Origin of the sequence: Bacillus sp. FJAT-28004, from assembly GCF_001280845.1 — a bacterium.
In the GTDB taxonomy this organism is placed as follows: domain Bacteria; phylum Bacillota; class Bacilli; order Paenibacillales; family Paenibacillaceae; genus Pristimantibacillus.
This window is the reverse complement of the sequence record NZ_LGHP01000001.1, coordinates 2,153,550-2,171,014: the sequence shown is the minus strand read 5'-3', so window position 1 is coordinate 2,171,014 and position 17,465 is coordinate 2,153,550. Positions and strand designations below refer to the sequence as shown.

14 protein-coding genes are annotated in these 17,465 nt (G+C 41.6%); 5 read left to right on the top strand and 9 right to left on the bottom strand.

From position 1 onward, the window contains the following. Positions 1-20: 20 nt before the first annotated feature. Positions 21-1,082: a putative 2-aminoethylphosphonate ABC transporter substrate-binding protein gene (locus tag AC787_RS09180; RefSeq protein WP_054026992.1), complete on the bottom strand. Its 1,062-nt coding sequence runs from the start codon at positions 1,080-1,082 to the stop codon at positions 21-23. Between the two features lie 384 nt (positions 1,083-1,466). On the opposite strand from AC787_RS09180, the gene AC787_RS09175 reads away from it, so the two are divergent. Further along, the gene (locus tag AC787_RS09175) at positions 1,467-1,988 is read left to right on the top strand and encodes a GbsR/MarR family transcriptional regulator (protein WP_054024494.1); all 522 of its coding nucleotides are present in this window, start codon (positions 1,467-1,469) and stop codon (positions 1,986-1,988) included. 366 nt (positions 1,989-2,354) lie between these two features. Here the strand turns inward: AC787_RS09175 and AC787_RS09165 are convergent, their stop codons facing one another. Further along, positions 2,355-3,557, bottom strand: a complete 1,203-nt coding sequence (locus AC787_RS09165; protein ID WP_054024492.1) for a Ger(x)C family spore germination protein — start codon at positions 3,555-3,557, stop codon at positions 2,355-2,357. Positions 3,558-3,560: 3 nt separating this feature from the next. Then, positions 3,561-5,165: a spore germination protein gene (locus AC787_RS09160; protein WP_054024491.1), complete on the bottom strand. Its 1,605-nt coding sequence runs from the start codon at positions 5,163-5,165 to the stop codon at positions 3,561-3,563. Between the two features lie 276 nt (positions 5,166-5,441). Here AC787_RS09160 and AC787_RS09155 point away from each other — a divergent pair, with 276 nt between their 5' ends. From AC787_RS09155 to cydS, 4 genes are all read left to right on the top strand, one after another. Continuing rightward, positions 5,442-6,539 carry a GerAB/ArcD/ProY family transporter gene (locus tag AC787_RS09155; RefSeq protein ID WP_054024490.1) on the top strand — a complete coding sequence of 366 codons (1,098 nt, stop codon included), beginning with the start codon at positions 5,442-5,444 and terminating at the stop codon, positions 6,537-6,539. A 461-nt stretch (positions 6,540-7,000) separates the two neighbouring features. Further along, entirely contained in the window at positions 7,001-8,353 is a 1,353-nt protein-coding gene (locus AC787_RS09150; RefSeq protein WP_054024489.1) for a cytochrome ubiquinol oxidase subunit I, read from the top strand. Next, complete coding sequence (locus AC787_RS09145; protein ID WP_054024488.1) at positions 8,350-9,363, top strand: cytochrome d ubiquinol oxidase subunit II; 1,014 nt, start codon at positions 8,350-8,352, stop codon at positions 9,361-9,363. Before AC787_RS09150 ends, AC787_RS09145 begins: the two co-directional genes overlap by 4 nt. Positions 9,364-9,393: 30 nt before the next feature. Next, positions 9,394-9,498: a cytochrome bd oxidase small subunit CydS gene (gene cydS / locus AC787_RS35325; RefSeq protein ID WP_414730935.1), complete on the top strand. Its 105-nt coding sequence runs from the start codon at positions 9,394-9,396 to the stop codon at positions 9,496-9,498. 128 nt (positions 9,499-9,626) lie between these two features. Here the strand turns inward: cydS and AC787_RS09140 are convergent, their stop codons facing one another. The 6 genes from AC787_RS09140 to AC787_RS09115 all read right to left on the bottom strand — a co-directional run bounded on the left by AC787_RS09140 (position 9,627) and on the right by AC787_RS09115 (position 17,392). Next, the gene (locus AC787_RS09140) at positions 9,627-10,553 is read right to left on the bottom strand and encodes a MerR family transcriptional regulator (protein WP_054024487.1); all 927 of its coding nucleotides are present in this window, start codon (positions 10,551-10,553) and stop codon (positions 9,627-9,629) included. Positions 10,554-10,790: 237 nt separating this feature from the next. Next, complete coding sequence (locus AC787_RS09135) at positions 10,791-12,005, bottom strand: chromate transporter (RefSeq protein WP_054024486.1); 1,215 nt, start codon at positions 12,003-12,005, stop codon at positions 10,791-10,793. A gap of 264 nt (positions 12,006-12,269) precedes the next feature. Then, positions 12,270-13,622 carry an MATE family efflux transporter gene (locus AC787_RS09130; RefSeq protein WP_054024485.1) on the bottom strand — a complete coding sequence of 451 codons (1,353 nt, stop codon included), beginning with the start codon at positions 13,620-13,622 and terminating at the stop codon, positions 12,270-12,272. A gap of 81 nt (positions 13,623-13,703) precedes the next feature. Beyond that, a complete protein-coding gene (locus tag AC787_RS09125) occupies positions 13,704-14,603 on the bottom strand; it encodes a phosphoesterase (RefSeq protein ID WP_054024484.1) in 900 nt (299 codons plus the stop codon). A 24-nt stretch (positions 14,604-14,627) separates the two neighbouring features. Then, a complete protein-coding gene (locus AC787_RS09120) occupies positions 14,628-15,539 on the bottom strand; it encodes a carbohydrate ABC transporter permease (protein WP_054024483.1) in 912 nt (303 codons plus the stop codon). A 119-nt stretch (positions 15,540-15,658) separates the two neighbouring features. Next, positions 15,659-17,392, bottom strand: coding sequence for an extracellular solute-binding protein (locus AC787_RS09115; protein WP_054024482.1), 1,734 nt, complete (start codon positions 17,390-17,392; stop codon positions 15,659-15,661). Positions 17,393-17,465 lie beyond the last annotated feature (73 nt).

Here is a 17,465-nt window from a genome sequence, read left to right as displayed (position 1 = left end):
CCTCACCCTTGTAACTGGAATTATTTTTTCGGTTCCGCTTTGGAGCCGAATTTCTTTTCCCAATCTGCAAGCACACTTTCACGATCTCTTGCTGCTTGATATAAATCAAGCTTAGTCAGCTGTGAAACAGGATCTTTGCTATAACCTTCAGGTATGCTGTTTCCTTCTTGCTTTATACTCAAAATGGCATAGTTCTTGTTATATTCCTTCATAGGCTCATCGCTGATCGCCCAATCAAGGAACAATTTCGCTGCTGGTTTAATTTCATTCTTCTTCACTAGAGCATTCGCTTCCATATCCCAGCCAGATCCTTCTTTAGGGAAGATGACTTCAACTGGAGCTCCTTTTTTCTGCTCGAGAATTCCGCTGTATCCATAAGAAATACCGATTGGAGCTTCACCGGAGGAAGCCATCTTCGCAGGCTTGGACCCGGAATGTGTGTACACCATCATATTTTCATGAAGCTTTTCCATGTAATTCCACGCCTTCTCCGCACCTTGCAGTTGAATAAGCGCATTTACGGTCAAGTATCCCGTACCCGAGGAAGCGGGGTGAGGCATAGCGATTAACCCTTTATATTCCGGCTTCAACAAATCCTCGTACGACTCTGGAATGGCTATATTGCGTTTTTCCATCTCTACCTTATTAACAATGATAGCTGTCTCCCAAATATCAATGCCTACCCATTTCGGAGGATTCGCTTTATCCTTAAATTCAGGAAGCACTCGTTCTACACCTTTGGGAGCATAAGCTTCGAGCATGTTTTGGTCATCCATGACAAGCAGGCTTGTAGCAGCAAGACCCCATACTACGTCTGCTTGTGGATTGTCTTTCTCAGCAATTAGCTTTGCAGTCATGATTCCTGTCGAATCACGAACAATATTAACTTTCACATTCGGATACTCCGATTGAAATGAAGTAAGATAAGTCTTGATCTGCTCCTCTTCAATTGCCGTATATACATTAATTTCAGCTGATTCATTATTTAATGAAGTAGACTTAGCGTTACCTGTAACTGCCCCCTCCTGCTTTGCTGAACTGCACCCTGCTAGCAAGCTTATAACGACTAATGCAGCCGCCATCGATTTCCATTTCCAATTGATTTTCACAATATTATCCCCTTTTTACGCTAATAGTGTTGTAGTAAACTGAACGAAATGTACTTCATCATTTTCAAATCGCAAACGTTCAATAAATATTTAACTTACATTGTTTTCCTCCTCAAACATTCATCATCTCTGTTCTGTACAAAATAAATTGTACACTCATTCCTAAAAATTTGTGTCAAATGACTGTTAAATGCATATTGAGATTATGTAAATAAGTTGGTTTTTCCCTTCTCGCTTAGTAGACTATCTTTTTGCTATAATATATAGTACAAATTCAAAAAATATTGAACGAAGAAAGCTTCTTTGTTATCTATGATGAGGGAAGTAAACCGTTCGGTGTCACAAAGGGAGGAAAATATGGAATCTGAACAACGACTGCGGATCAGAAAAAATATAATCGAAGCCATTGCAGAAACGATGGATTTGTATGGGGCAACTCATTCTTCAGGCCAGCTGTATGGCATCATGTTTTTTGAGAATCGGCCTATGACGCTCGACGAAATGAAAACACAGATGAACATGAGCAAGAGCAACATGAGCTATGCGGTTAGGTCACTGATGGAATCTCAAATGGTGAAAAAACTAGACGAAAAGCAAGAACGAAAAGAGCTTTATTCGGCTGAGGGTGATTTTTTTCTGGCGTTTCAAAATTTCTTTACCCATAAGCTTCAACGGGAAGTTGATGTGATGACGGAGGCTATTAATTTAGCTCTCCCTGAATTAAGTGAGTTAATTCTAGAGGAGAATTACCCTGACGAAGAACGAAAACTTGCGCTTCAGGATTTGCACAAACTCCGCCATGCCAAAAAATATTATGAATGGCTGCAGCAATTTGTCGATTTCATGCAGGGCAGCGAATTTTTCAAACAAAAATTCTAAATATGAGAAATTCATATTTAATAATCAAGACAGCAAAAAAGCCACGTCCATTCGACGTGGCGAGGTGGCTGGTATATTTTCCAAGATATTCAGCAAACCATGCTAAGCTGTAATCCGCAACTTTACTTTAACCATGTGTTCAATAATTGTGACACGGGATTATATATGTAGATTATCCAATCCAACGGGTTGGGCAGCCCCAAATGCAAGGCTTTAGCAATACCTATTGTGGTCCCAAACAACAGCAAAACGGAAAATATCCATAATTCTTTTTTTAGTTTTCCTCTTAATAGCGTTGGAACATCAATGGCGATTATTAAAGCGACCGTTACAAGGATCCCTATAGTAGACACCATATGTGTATCTTCACTCCTCTTTTTTCATCTCTTCCAAAAAGGAATTAGCTACCGTACCTAAATGCCGAATCTTATGATGAACCTTCACGTTTACTGGCATCGTCACAAAGTTTTGATTCCAATTGTTTTTCAACTTTCTCCATTCTCTAGGATTCGAACGATGAATGACCTCCCCAAATCCAAAAACATCAACTTTGTATTTTTTCTGCAGTTTCTTTACTGTCGCTTCAATGAAACCTTCCACTTTGCGGTTTGCCAATCTCTCTACTTCTGCAATGCTCTTCGTCTCCAACAAATCTAAGGAACATTGCACTTCCCCTATATTAATATCTAATCGTACTTCGATATCGATCCGCGGTTGTTCATTCCTTACGCTGCCTTTTACCTTGGTCTTAGACCGAATGACCTCGAAGGTAATTTTGCCTCCTTGCGGACAAGTAACGAAGCCGACCGTGCTTTTAATTTCATCGTTAATATAGTTGTACGCTTTGCTTTCAGTTTCATTTAACCAACCAATCAACTTATCCTTCTTAAAAACCGCTAACCCCGAGTACTGCAATATAGATGGAGTCAGAACCTTTTCCATATTTTTGTTATCTTGCCCTACTTCTTGGTCCCCCAAAACTACAAGACCTGTTAAAACAGGATCTCTTCCTTTGCTAACAAGTGTAGTTATTAGTTGATCCAATGTAACCGTTGTTGTCGGTGCCCATTGTTTCTCCGAAGTATGAAGGGTCGAGAACAAACTAACAGCTGGGATCGTTTCCAGCTTTGTTAATATTTTTAACGTATTCTCAGCAGTCGTATGCTTAGCTACAACAATAAAAAAATCGTTTCGTACTTCTTCGTCTCTCGATAAGAGATCTAACGCTTGTCCAATTCCTTCCTTAGCTAATGATTCGCCAAGAACCACAATTCGCAAATGGGAAGGATAAATTTTACGAGGGCTAACCGTGGTCATTTTACGAATCGCTTCGAAAATTGTATTTGCTGTGATTACATATGTCGTGACAGGCGTCTTGGCAACAGCCTTCTTCCCTGCAACTTCAGTCGGCTCCACGACCTGAATAGAAAGTTTATATTGATCTCCGACTTTGTCGATCCCCAAACCCACGGCAATAGCCAGTTCATTCAACTCCCGGCCTTTAAAGCAACCAGTGACGAATATAAGCGAGATGACAATTAAACAGAGTAAGCATTTTTTGCGTATCATCGCTTATCCACCTGCATTATCTCGCGACTGTTCAGTAGGGGTACTTTGTTCGCGAATGATATTGTTTTTATTGATTAAACTAGGGCGCCTAATCATTGCCCAGCGGGGGAATCGGAAAATGGTATCCTTTTGCTCCTCAAGAATAAATGGAGCAAAAGGACTCATATAGGGAACCCCAAAAGATCGCAAACTGCACAAGTGGAGAACGAGTACAAAAATCCCTATAATAATTCCAAACAACCCGAAAGAAGCGGCAAGTATCATCAGTGGAAAACGGAGCATTCTAAAGGTCATGGACATGTCAAATGCAGGAAGCACAAAGCTTGCAATCCCGGTAAGCGCGACGACAATTACCATGGCAGCAGATATGATTCCCGCCTCAACCGCAGCAGTTCCAATTACTAATGTTCCTACGATAGAGACGGCCTGTGCAATGGCCTTTGGCATTCTTAAGCCAGCCTCCCGTAAAATTTCAAACGTTACCTCCATCATGATTGCCTCTATGAATGCTGTAAATGGAACCCCTTCTCGTTGAGCAGCTAAACCAATCAACAATTGCGTCGGTAACATTTCCTGATGAAAAGTGGTGATAGCTATATAAAGGGACGGACCTAACAAAGAAATAAAAATACTAATAAAACGTAGTATACGAATAAGGGTACTAATGTCCGCGCGCGTATAATAATCCTCCGCAGCCTGTACGAATGAGATAAATAATGCAGGGACGATCAATACAATCGGCGTGCCATCTACCAAGATGGCGACTTTCCCTTCCAAAAGCTCTGCTGCAATGACATCCGGACGTTCCGAGTGATAAATCGTTGGAAAAGGAGAATAGGTTTTTTCTTGAATTAATTCCTCAATATAGCCGCTCTCCAATATGCCATCTATATCGATCAGATCCAGACGTCGATGCACTTCATCCACAATCTTGTCATCCACAATTCCTTTAATATACATGACAGCCACATCGGTTTTTGTCACTCTACCAATTGACTTCGTTGTAAGCCATAGATTTTGGTCTTTTATTTTTCGGCGAATTAACGCCGTATTGGTTCGAATACATTCTGTAAAGCCTTCTTTTGGTCCCCGTATTACGGTCTCAGTAGTGGACTCCGATACTGCACGGTCTTTCCATCCGCGCATGCCGATGATTAATCCTAGAGTACTACCGTCCAATAAGAGGACAACATCGCCGGATAACAAGGCGGTAGTCAAAGAACCAAATTCCTTAACATCCTTAATCGCTCCGACCGTGAGTATTTGATCTTTCACAACCTGAAAGATTTTTTGTGGACTCGATAACATGGGATCTAGCTGAGTATTTGGGATACTTGGCATGAGCGATTCGATGATAAATTTCTGAACAGATTGGAGGTCCGTCAATCCGTCCGTATAAAATATTCCGGCTTTAAACTTCTCTCCTGCGCCAATTTGAATTTCCCTAACCACAATGTCGGTGCTATTGCCAAGCAAGTTTCTTACATATTGGATATTTTCATCAAGGCTTTCTTTTAACAATTGTTCTTGAAAAACGTTATTGGAATCTGAGTGCTTAGGTGAAGGAAGATCCGTACTGTTTTTTGATTGTCTATTGAAAAACCCCATCTGTCTATATTCCTCTCCGCTCTGAAATAGGGTGAGTTCGTATTAAATAATTGCAACAGAAAATACTGTCCTCTAAGTTAAAATTTCTCTTACATTTATTAACCAATCTTGCATGGTTCATACATCCTATTGAGTGGAGAATGAATAGGTGGGAGTGTTTATCAAGCCCATTAAAAGGAAACAATTAGGAAATGCCACAAATCATTAATCAAAGCCAATGGAAGAGGTTTTAGGGACTATATAATATCGTGGGGATAACATAGAAAGAGGCCAAAAATGGTAAAAGACATTAAAATAAACGTGCGTCAATTTACTGTGTTAGTCATATTGTATTCTGTTGGTACTGCTATTTTAATTATACCATCGCCGTTAGCTGATATCGTAAAACAAGACGCTTGGATCGCGGCAGTACTCGGTGTAGGATTTGGGATGTTATTGGTATTTCTGTACACTGCTGTGGGGAATATTTATCCAGACATGACCTTAGTTGAAAAAAATGAAAAACTTCTCGGACGCTGGCTGGGCAAGGCGGTTTCTATTACTTTTGTTTTTTTTGCGTTCATCACTGCGGCAGATCTTTTGTATTATATGGCGGATTTTATAACTACACAGATCATGGCCGACACTCCAGCAGTAGCTATTCATATTCTTTTTGCTTGCATAGTCGTCATGGGAGTTCGCCTTGGAATTGAAAATTTGGCCCGGACGGCGGAGTTTTTTTTCCCTGGGTTCGTTTTACTGTTTATTATTTTAGTCATTTTTATTTCTCCACAAATCGATTTTCACAACATACAACCCGTATTTGATACCGGAATAAAACCGATGATTCGTTCTACCTTACTCTTTGTTAGTATTTTTTCACTAACTCCTGTTGTTTTCTTGATGATTTATCCAGTTTCTGTGAATCAGCCTCAAAAATCTCGAAATGCTTTTTTTATAGGAACTTTCATAGGGGGAATCATTTTAATTATTATTATCGCATTGGCTATTCTAGTTCTCGGACCGGATACAACAGGGAGACATATGTATCCAAGCTTTGCTCTAGCCAAAAAAATAAACACAGGTAATTTTATACGTGTTGAAGCCATAATGGCTGGAATATGGTTTGTCACGATTTTTTATAGAACCTCTCTGTACTTTTACGCAGCAGTGATAGGTCTTGCACAAACATTGAATTTAAAAGATTACCGCTCACTCACATTACCTTTAGGGATGATCATGGTCGTAATTTCGCTCATTTTACACCCTAATGTCCTTCATGGAAGTGAATTTACCAATGGAGCATGGATACCTTATGTCTCGACATACGGACTGATTCTTCCTTTGGTTTTATTAGGGGTTCATGCGATTCGAAAAAAGTTTTTTAAAAACTAGAGTTTGAAATTAACGAATGCGCAGCAATGTTGGAATTAGAATACATTATGTTTTTCAGCATCTAACTCTAATCCTCTAAATCAGGCCGTCCCATCAAGTCAATTAAACGATGGGACGGCCTTTTCCATTAGCCCCTCCTCTTCTTCCAATGTTCATGGCTTCGTTACAATTCTCTCTCCATATAGCTCTATCGAGTCATTTTATTTTCGCATCTTAAAGGGCATACTATTTCAAGATCGTTTATTAATGCTGTATTCATTTGTTCATTGTGAATTACATCACATAGTTTGAAAGCGAGTGAAACCATGAAAGAAAATAAACAAAATCGTACAAAACAGCAGGAGAAAAAACTGATTATGTTATGCGCGATTGTGACGTTGCTTATGCTGATGTCGATCATCCGCAAATTTATGAGTTAAGGTCCGTCCAAGCAAAAATCAAACATCTAAGGAGTGAATTTCATGCTGCTTAACGGATATGATCCCGTTATATTCAGTCGTATACTAACCTCTCTGACACTTGGCTTTCATATCATTTATGCCACGATAGGAGTGGGCATTCCGCTTATGATTGCTTTGGCCGAATGGATCGGCATTAAACGGAATGACTTTCATTACCTGCTTCTCGCTCGGCGCTGGGCACGTGGGTATGTCATCACCGTTGCAGTCGGCGTTGTAACAGGAACCGCTATTGGTCTGCAGTTAAGTCTTCTCTGGCCCAGCTTTATGAGAGTTGCTGGACAATCTATTTCCTTACCGCTCTTCCTTGAAACGTTCGCATTTTTTTTTGAAGCGATCTTTCTCGGCATTTACCTCTACACTTGGGATCGATTCAAAAATAGAATGACACATTTTTGGCTGTTGATTCCCGTTGTTATCGGCTCCTCTGCTTCGGCTTTCTTCATTACGATCGTAAACGCGTTTATGAATTATCCCGTCGGATTCACTTTAGTTAATGGTGAAATTGCGGAGGTGAATCCTATAGCAGCGATGCTTAGTCCTGCTATGCCGACCAAGGTAGCACATGTACTCTCTTCTGCTTACTTGACCTGCGCCTTTATACTCGCGGCGATTACGGCTTGGTCGCTGCTGAAAGGAAAAAACCATATTTACTATAAGAAGGCTTTAAAACTCACGATGGTTTGTGCTTTTGTATTTATGATTTCCACAGCTCTTATCGGAGATTTTTCGGGTAAATATCTCGCAAAATATCAACCCGAGAAGCTGGCTGCAACAGAGTGGCATTTTGAAACGATGGGCAAAGCACCGCTCATACTCGGAGGTATCCTTACAGAAGACAATGAGGTGCGATACGGACTGGAAATCCCTTTTGGTCTGAGTATCCTCGCTCATAGCAATCCATTTGCTGAGGTCACGGGTCTAAATGAATTTCCCGTGGATGAGCGGCCGCCGCTTTGGATTCATTATCTCTTTGACATCAAGATGGGTTACGCAGCCTTTATGGTGCTAATTTCACTCCTCTTTATCATAGAAATGGTTCGGAAAAAGGGAAATACATACCGCCGCTGGCTTCTTCGCGCAATAGTAATTGCAGCGCCAATTGCAATGCTCACGATTGAGCATGGTTGGATTTTCTCAGAGGTAGGGAGACAGCCGTGGCTATTAAGGGGCATTATGCGTACTGCGGAGGGCGCAACAACATCCGATCATGTAGATTTGATGCTTTTGCTATTTGCACTGCTTTATCTTGTACTGGGCATTTCTTCTGCAAGAGTACTGATAAAAATGTTCCGAAATAATCACGCTGAAGATGAAATAGCTAATTATGAGAAGGAGGCCCGTGATCAATTATGAGTTATGAAGTCATTGGTATTACCGTGCTCTGGACATTTCTGTTTGGCTATCTCATTATTGCTTCAATTGACTTTGGTGCTGGTTTTTTCAGCTATTACAGCTCGATTACTGGGACTAGGCATCTGATTCATTCCATCATTGATCGTTATTTGTCCCCGGTATGGGAGGTGACGAACGTCTTTCTCGTTTTCTTTTTTGTCGGGTTCATCGGATTCTTTCCGGATACCGCTTATTATTATGGGACTTCCTTGCTTATTCCGGGAAGCATTGCCATCGTGCTGCTAGCTATTCGCGGAGCTTATTATGCTTTCAACCATTATGGCTCACGAAGCAAGAAAATTTATACACTCATGTACGGAGCTAGCGGCTTGCTTATTCCCGCTGCTTTATCAACGGTATTGACCATATCAGAAGGCGGATATATCAAAGTAACAGAAGACGGCAAAGTGGTGTTCCTCGTGAACGAGCTGTTTAGAAGCAGCTATTCATGGTCAGTCGTACTACTCGCACTTGTCAGTGTACTGTACATATCGGCTATGTTCCTAAGCTTCTATGCTCATAAAGCAGGAGACTCCCCAGCATTTAAGATCGTTCGAACTTACGCTTTGGTTTGGAGTTTACCGACTATACTAAGCAGTCTTCTTGTTTTCTTCGCCATCCATGACCATAACCTGGAGCATTTTGAGAAAATGCTGGACAGATCATGGATGTTCGCTCTATCCTTTCTTTTTTTCCTGCTGGCTGTTTACTTGGTGTGGAAGCAGCAGCGACTTGGTTTATCGTTTATATTCGTCATGTTGCAATTTGCTTTCGCCTTTTATGGATACGGCTCTGCGCATTTGCCTTACATTCTGTACCCCTATTTAACCATACACGATAATTTCACAAATGATTCGATGGCTATTGCGCTTATCGTTGCGTTTGTACTCGGCTTGCTGCTTCTGATCCCATCACTATACTTGCTCATGCGTCTGTTTCTATTCAATACACGATACGTCAAGGGCAAATGAAGACCTTAAACGAAAGCAGGTGTTACGATAATGGAATTTTCTTTAATCATGATTGCCCCCTTATTCGTTTTATGCATCGCTGTTGTGTTCCTATTTGTATGGGGCGCTAAGGGCCAAACTTCGCCGAGGGAATAGAATGAATAAAAAACGCGCCTTTTCCAATTGGAGTAAGACGCGTTTTTTTATTGATGTCTGTGTCTACGATGAAAGTATCGTCTCTGCTGCAAGTTGTCCTGACAGTGTGACCATAGGAGTTCCCCCATCTAAAATTGGAAACTCAACCCTAACACCTTATCTTGAAACCATCTTTCCCATTCTTCTTGATTGCCATTCTGAAGCACCCAATTTGAATATGATTCAGGTACGCTTTGGAAGCCTTGACCACCAAAGACGACTTCCAGCTCAGGATTATGAACCAACAATCGGTTAATAAAAGCAAGCGTGGGCTCCATTAATTTCGGATCAGTTAATGATAAACAAATGACTCGAATTTGCTGCGCCTTGATCATCTCTTGAATCCCATCCTCCGGTGTATCCGGACCAAGATACAGCACGTCAGCCCCTTTTTTACGTAAAAATAAACAAAATAAGAGAAGTTCTGCTTGGTGGTGTTCTCCAGATGGACATAAAGCGATCATGCGGGGCACCCGATTGTCTATCGGAAAAAGATGAAAGAAACTAAGATAACGATGGGTCACGAACTGAGTAATATAATGCTCTTGCGCTACCGTTGCTCTACCTTCATCCCTCTCCGTGCTCGCTTTTATCATGACTGAAAATAGAATGTCATAGATCATAATGTCATAGCCATACATAGAAAAACCCAAATCAACCATCGTCTTCGCTTGTTCCGTACTAAAGTTGCACAGTGTGTTATACAAGCGCTCCACCATATCTTGATGAGCCTCTTCTTTAGCTACTTGGATGACGGTGTCTGTCTTAGCCTTGAGCTTTTGCTCACGTAAATCCTGCTGCTCCTTGAGCAGTCGGACGGCTTGCGAAATCGTCATCCCTTTCTCATCCGTCTGGTTTTTGAGAAAACGTAAATCTTCCATATTTTTCTCGTTAAACAGGCGATATCCTGCTTCTGTGCGGACGGGCAGAATGGCTCCGTAACGTGTTTCCCATGCACGAATCGTTACAGCAGGAATTCCCAGCAGCATCGAGGCTTTTCTTATTGTGTACATCATTGCTATTCACTCTTTTCCTTCATACTCCAATAAACGCGCTGCATCAACCTTTTACATTAGTTCTACAACGATTATACAATTGTGTATACAGTTTGTCATCGGCATCGTTTCGGCATAATGACCTGGTTTAGCAGCAAAATCCGTTATGTAGCTTAGATACGTTTCATCGGAAAAACAAAAAACCTCCAAACCATTTTCGCGGATTTGGAGGTTTTTAATAATATACATGATAAATGATTAAAGAAGACCGAGCACCATTCCTCCTGCTGCTCCTGTAAAAACAATCATCCATGGAGGAAGCTTCCAAAATACAAGCATGATAAACAATATGGCAGCAAGAATAAAATCGCCTGATTCCAAGATCGTGTTTGTCCACAACGGATCATACAGTGCAGCTAGCAAAATACCAACAACAGCTGCGTTAATACCAACCAAAGCTCCTTGAATTTTCGGACTAGACCTTAGCACATTCCAAAACGGCAGTGCACCGGCAACAAGCAGATATGCAGGTAAAAAAATCGCAATTGTTGCAACGATTGCTCCAGACAATCCACCTGTCATTGTGCCGAGATAACTAGCAAATGTAAACAGTGGTCCAGGTACCGCCTGAGCTGCACTATACCCCGCCAAAAAATCAGACTCACTTACCCAACCTGTAGAGACGACTTCGTGCTCGAGCAGCGGCAGAACAACATGCCCTCCGCCAAATACCAATGATCCTGCTCGGTAAAAGCTGTCGAACATCGCCAACCATTCGACATCTCCCCATTGTCTTAGTAGCGGCAGTGCAATAAGAAGAAAGAAAAACATAACGAGGCAGACAATAGCTATCGAACGACTTATATTAATATGCAAATTAGGAGCCTTCTCAACTGCTTTTTTACGATATAACCAAAGCCCGACTAGGCCAGCTGCAACTATAATGAATACTTGGCTATACGCCGTTTGCCAATATAATGTTACCGTTGCAGCGATAACCGCTATCGTTACTCTATCGCGGTCAGGCGTAAGTTTCTGCCCCATTCCTAGAATGGCATGAGCAACGATTGCTACGGCTACGATTTTCAATCCATGAATCCAACCTGTACTTCCTATGTCGTAGCCTTGTAGCAGGAAGGCGAAGGCGACTAATGCAATGATGGATGGTAGTGTGAAGCCTAGCCAAGCTACTAGTCCGCCTATTAAACCTGCCCTTACAATTCCTACACCGATCCCGACTTGACTGCTAGCTGGACCAGGAAGAAACTGACAAAGTGCAACGAGATCAGCGTAACTTCGTTCATCCATCCATTTACGACGACGGATGTACTCATTATGGAAATAACCCAGATGTGCAATCGGTCCTCCAAAGGAGGTAAGTCCGAGTTTAATAGATACACGGAAAACCTCTATTAAGATGGCAGCCTTTCCTTGCTTCTCCGCCTGTGTTACCCTTTTGTGATTCACTTCCATTCCGATTACTTTCTCCTTTTATCTATTCTAGATCGATTCGAGTAAAAAATCCGCAGTACCAAACCATATAAATGCTATTAACATTGTAAACTTGTGATAGATTTGCACACAACCCATTTACAAATACTATACAAATCAACTAGATCACATAAAAAAATCCCACCTCCAAGACTTTGGACAGTCTTAGGGACGAGATTTGTACGGGAGCGTTTCATTTATTATTGAGGTCGTCTTGTGACTTAAAAGATTCGATTCTAGCAATATTTATGCGAGTTTCGCCAAGATATCTTCTTTTTGCCAAGAACGTCTCCTCCATCTGTGGAGCATCATAAACGCCCTTATCCATTCATCGATTGCAAAGGCCAACCAAATACCTACCAACCCCATATGAAACACGATCCCGAACATATAGGCTAACGGCACACTGATCCCCCACATGGACACCAAGCCAACGATTACAGGAAATTTAACATCGCCAGCTGCATTTAAACAACTGATGAGCACCATGTTACAAGCCCGTGCTGGCTCGAGTAGAATAGACAATAACATGAGCTGCTTGCCTAGCAAAATAATTTCAGCGTCGTTGGTAAAGAATCTGAGCAATAGATCCGAAAGGCTATAGAGGAAAATGCCCAGCGTAAGCGAAATGATGAACGCAAGTTTCAAACTTTGAATACTGGATCGATAGGCATTATCCTTCTGCTCTGCTCCAATCATATGTCCAACAATAATTTGCGTTCCTTGCCCGATCGCCATCGAAAACACAAATATAAATGAAGTAATGGTCTGGGAATAAATCTTGGTCGTTAGTGCTGCTGTGCCTAGTAGAGTTACTAGATACGTGATAACAACTTGAGAGAGATTATAAGAAACATGTTCGCCTGCAGAAGGAATACCTAATTTAAAAATAAGACCAATATTCCTTTTTTGAAATCTAAATGGACTTATTAAGCGTACCGGATACTCCAAGCTTCGAATACATAAGATCCAATAAGCCATCATCCCAATTGCTCGGGTTATCCATGTCGATGCTGCCACGCCTTCAACGCCTAGATTTGGTAAGCCGAAGGGTTCCATCAGTACCAGGTAGTTCCCGATAATATGCAGCACATTTACACCTAATGCGATTAGCATCATTTCCTTTACAATGCCGCGGCATCGTAACACTGTACCTAAAGTCATATTTATAGCGGTAATGAATACCGAACTGCCAACAATGGATAAATAAGTGACTCCTTCAGCCATCACATCTGCAGGTACCTTGAAAAGTGTTAGAAACACATCGGCATATACAAATAATCCAAAACTAGCGATTAAACCAAGCATTACATTTAGAGTAAGCGCTGTTCTTCCGAGCATATCGGCATCACGCAGATTCCCTGCGCCAAGCCATTGATTGAGAATGACACTTGTCCCAACGGTAACAAATCCAAACATCAAGCTCACTACGATCAAAATCTGATTAGCTATGCCAACCGCTGCAACGGCTTCATCAGAATTACTGCTTAGCATCATGATATCGACAGTCCCAATTAGCATGCCAAATAATGCTTCTATAAATATTGGCCATGTTATTGAAATGATGCTCTTTTGGCTCGGATCAAACTTTTTGCTCATACAAGATCACATTCTTCCTGTTCATGTACTACCCTGCTTCTATCGTCAAATTGCCGCTATCATGTTTGGGAGTACATTTGCCTACTTAACAAACAAGGGCTGGGAGAATGCGCCAAAACCACCTTCTAAATAAACTGCCGCCCTTACGTAACCTTCGTCTCCACGACAGTTGTAACTGACGTTATTGATCCGGCCAGAGGTCTCATACAAGACGTTTCCGTCTTTTCCAAACAAAGTTACATATTTGTACATCCTGTCGAGCCCTTCACTGGAAAGCAGCTTAAACAAGATAGTCCCATCAACTGTAGAGATCGACTCGAACCCATAACCTGTAGAAACATAAAAGCTTCCAGCTTTCATCGACGCAATAATACTCTCATTTGTATTTTCGTCCGCAATCACCATATTCCAAGTCCTTTTCTCTTGCCCGTATACATGAAAATCATCTCCACCAAAACCCCATACTTTCCGTTCAGCAGACAGCAAGGCATCCCATTTGTCGAACGCAATATCATATTCCGGGTTTCCTTCGCCATTCACAACTTCTATTCCAGTGTAGTCCGACATCGCCAGCATATCTTCAATCGGCCAAAACTGTGAATAATAGCGATTCGGATGAACGAGAACACTCATTCCACCCTGTACAGTGCAAAGGTCAGATAGTCGTTGATACTTCTCTATCGAAAATTCGTTCGAATAATCGTCCATAATTGACCGTGAAGGGCTAACGAGCAGCATATGCCTTTGCGGACTGCTTACTTCCATCGCTTCAAAGACAGTAGGTATCGATCGTTTTCTTTCATGAGCGGTAATGAAATCATGGTCGGAAATGCCCAGAAAATCATATTGCCCATACATCCGGTAGACGGTCTCGAGCGGTTGAGAGCCGCAAGCGCTATTCGTGGTATGGTTGTGGAAACTCCCCTTCAGCCACATACCCTGTTGTTTATCATAAGGATTTGAAATGATGCATGGTGCCATTATCTGTTTCCGCCCTTTCTCGCCTTATTCTTTAACCGAACCGATCATAACGCCTTTGGCAAAATATTTCTGAATAAATGGATAAATCGCAATAATCGGTGTGATGACGATAATGATTGTTGCCATTTTCAGCGAGTTTCCTGTCACCTGAATTTTATCCAGCATTTCGTATTGCGTCGATCCGGCCGCTTGCTCCAGCGTATTCCTGAGCGCATCCGCCCGGGTCAGCATTTCCTGTAGCAGAGTCGATAATGGCCGCAGACTACTCTCTCGAACATAGAATGCTCCTGTAAACCAATCATTCCAATGTCCTACAGCATTAAACAACGCGATGACAGCAACAACTGGCCTGCTGAGTGGCATAATCACCCTCATGAAAATTGAAAAATCATTATATCCATCAATCCGTGCCGACTCTTCAAGGCTCGCGCTAATCTCCTGGAAGAAGGTTCGCATAATAATTAAATTCCATGCACTATACAACCCAGGTATAATATAGACCCAAATCGTGTTCGTCAGATGCAAGTCTTTCAATAACAAATAATAGGGAATGATGCCGCCGCTAAACAACATCGTGAAAAAAATGAGCATTGTAAAAAATCGAACGCCAGGCAGTGCTTTTCTCTTTAACGCGTATGCTGCCATCGCGGTCAAAAACACGCTCGCCACCGTCCCGACAATCGTACGGAACATCGAAATAACGAATGCACTCAAAATATTTGAGGACGAAAACACTTCCTTATAGTTTTCAATCGACCATATTCTCGGCCACAAATAGATACCTCCTCTTTCTGCGTCTTTGCCTGAATTGAATGACAAAGCAAAGATGTTCAGAATAGGAAGTATAATGGATAAACATAGAAGAATGATCAACACATAGATAACGACTCGAGTAATTTTTTCTCCTGTAGAAATCTTGTAAAATTCTTTATCCACGTTATTTGCACTCCTTCTAGTTTTGCGAAGCAAAACGGCTTCGGAAGCATGTCCTTATCATTAGTGGTCTATTTCATCGAAATACCGATGAAACAGACCACCTGCAGCTTTAATGCTTGTTATAGGTCCACTTTCGTATTCGGATCACTGTCTTTTTTCTCAAGTAATGCCAAGTAATCATCCAAGCCAGCAGCTTTTAATTGCTCGAATGCTGCGTCAAAAATTTTCGTTACTTGATCCTGGCTTTTTGCATAATAAGCTCGTTTGAGGCTTTCATCATAATTATCGAGTGCAGCCTTCAATTCCGTTTCCTTCTCAAACTCGCCAAGGAATGCTGTTGGAGCATAAGTATCCGAGATTATCGCATTTTCCCTTTTTTTATCCCATCCCCAATATTCAGCAATTTTGAGTGGTCCCTCATTGATATCAGGTTTGGCTGCATTACCATATTCCGTTTCACCAAAATCAACCATTCGATCAATGTCGGTATTGCCAAGAATCTCACCCCAATAGTTGCCTACACCCGCAAATCCCAGCGCTTTCGCGGCTTTAGAATCTTTATCTTTTAAATCAAATACTTCTTTTTTCACAATCGGGTTGCCCTTAGCATCGAGCGTATAATCTCTTCCTTCAATCCCGTATTGCCATAGCAGCTTGCCTTCGCGGCTCGCCAAGAAATCAGCGAATTTCACGATATCTTCTGGATTTTTCGTTGAGGAAGGAATCGCCCAAGCGCCACCAGCGGTTTTGTAGCTCAGCTTCATTTGGTAAGGCTTATCCGCTTCATTCAACGGACCAATCGGCAAATAATGCATATCCTTATTAAATTCAAGGTAGTTGTGCATATCAGCTACGATCGCGAAGGAGCCGTTCATAATACCTTCTGTTGCACGAGTTTCTTCCATCGTATAAAATTCAGGGTTCATCAGCTTTTCTTTCAACAGCTTTTGGACAAACTCCACGCGCTTCATCGGGTAATCCGTTTGAGACTCGTGAACGATTTTTCCATCCTTATTCCTTACAAAGGTTTGGTTAACATTTACGGTCAAATCACTGTACAATGCTTTCACTTCCGTGCCTCCCCAGTATCTCGGACCGATAACGGAGGTAATGTCTTTCCCATTATTATCTTTGAAATTTCCAGCTTTAATTTTTTGGGCCAGCTCATATAATTTCTCAGAAGTTGTAATCGTTCTTGGATCGATATTCAGCGCCTCAGCGATATCCTTGCGAATAAATGGACCGCCTAACATTTTCCGCGTTTCATAACCTGTTTCTCTCGAAATATTCATGTGCATGAAGTAGGTAGAGCCATTAAATTCGGGACGGAACATAACGCCGTTCTTCGTATCGAGCGGCAGGTATCCATCTTCTAGATATTTGCTGTATACTTTCGTGTCTTTCATGAATGGAGTCAGATCGGTGAACATGCCTTCGCGTGCAGCTTTCAGTACTACCGGCATTTCCGGTCGACCGCTATGATTCAAATAAAATCCGATAAAGTCCGGCAAATCCCCAGAAGCAAGTCCAGCAATTAAACCATCAAGTGAGCGATTAGCTGGCATAATATTAATTTGGTAGTCTATTCCCGTTTTTTCTTTAATTTGCTTCAGGACTTCCGGGTTCATCTCTTCCGTGTAATCATCTGCCCCCATAAAGATTAAGCCTTTAATTTTGCGATCGGCAATCCAAGTTGCAGGTTTGTTGGTATTGTCATTAACGGCTTCTTTGTTTGTTCCTTTTTTATGATCTGAATTTGTTGAATTTGTTTCTTTTGTTGCACATCCTGTTATTAACACAGAAGCTATAAGCGGAACCGTCAACAGTCTTGCCCAATTTTTGTTCTTAAACATGATATCTCCATTCCTACCTTCTCTGTTTAATTTATATGGAAAAACGCTGTTGGGCGTTTCTCTTCAAGGAAAG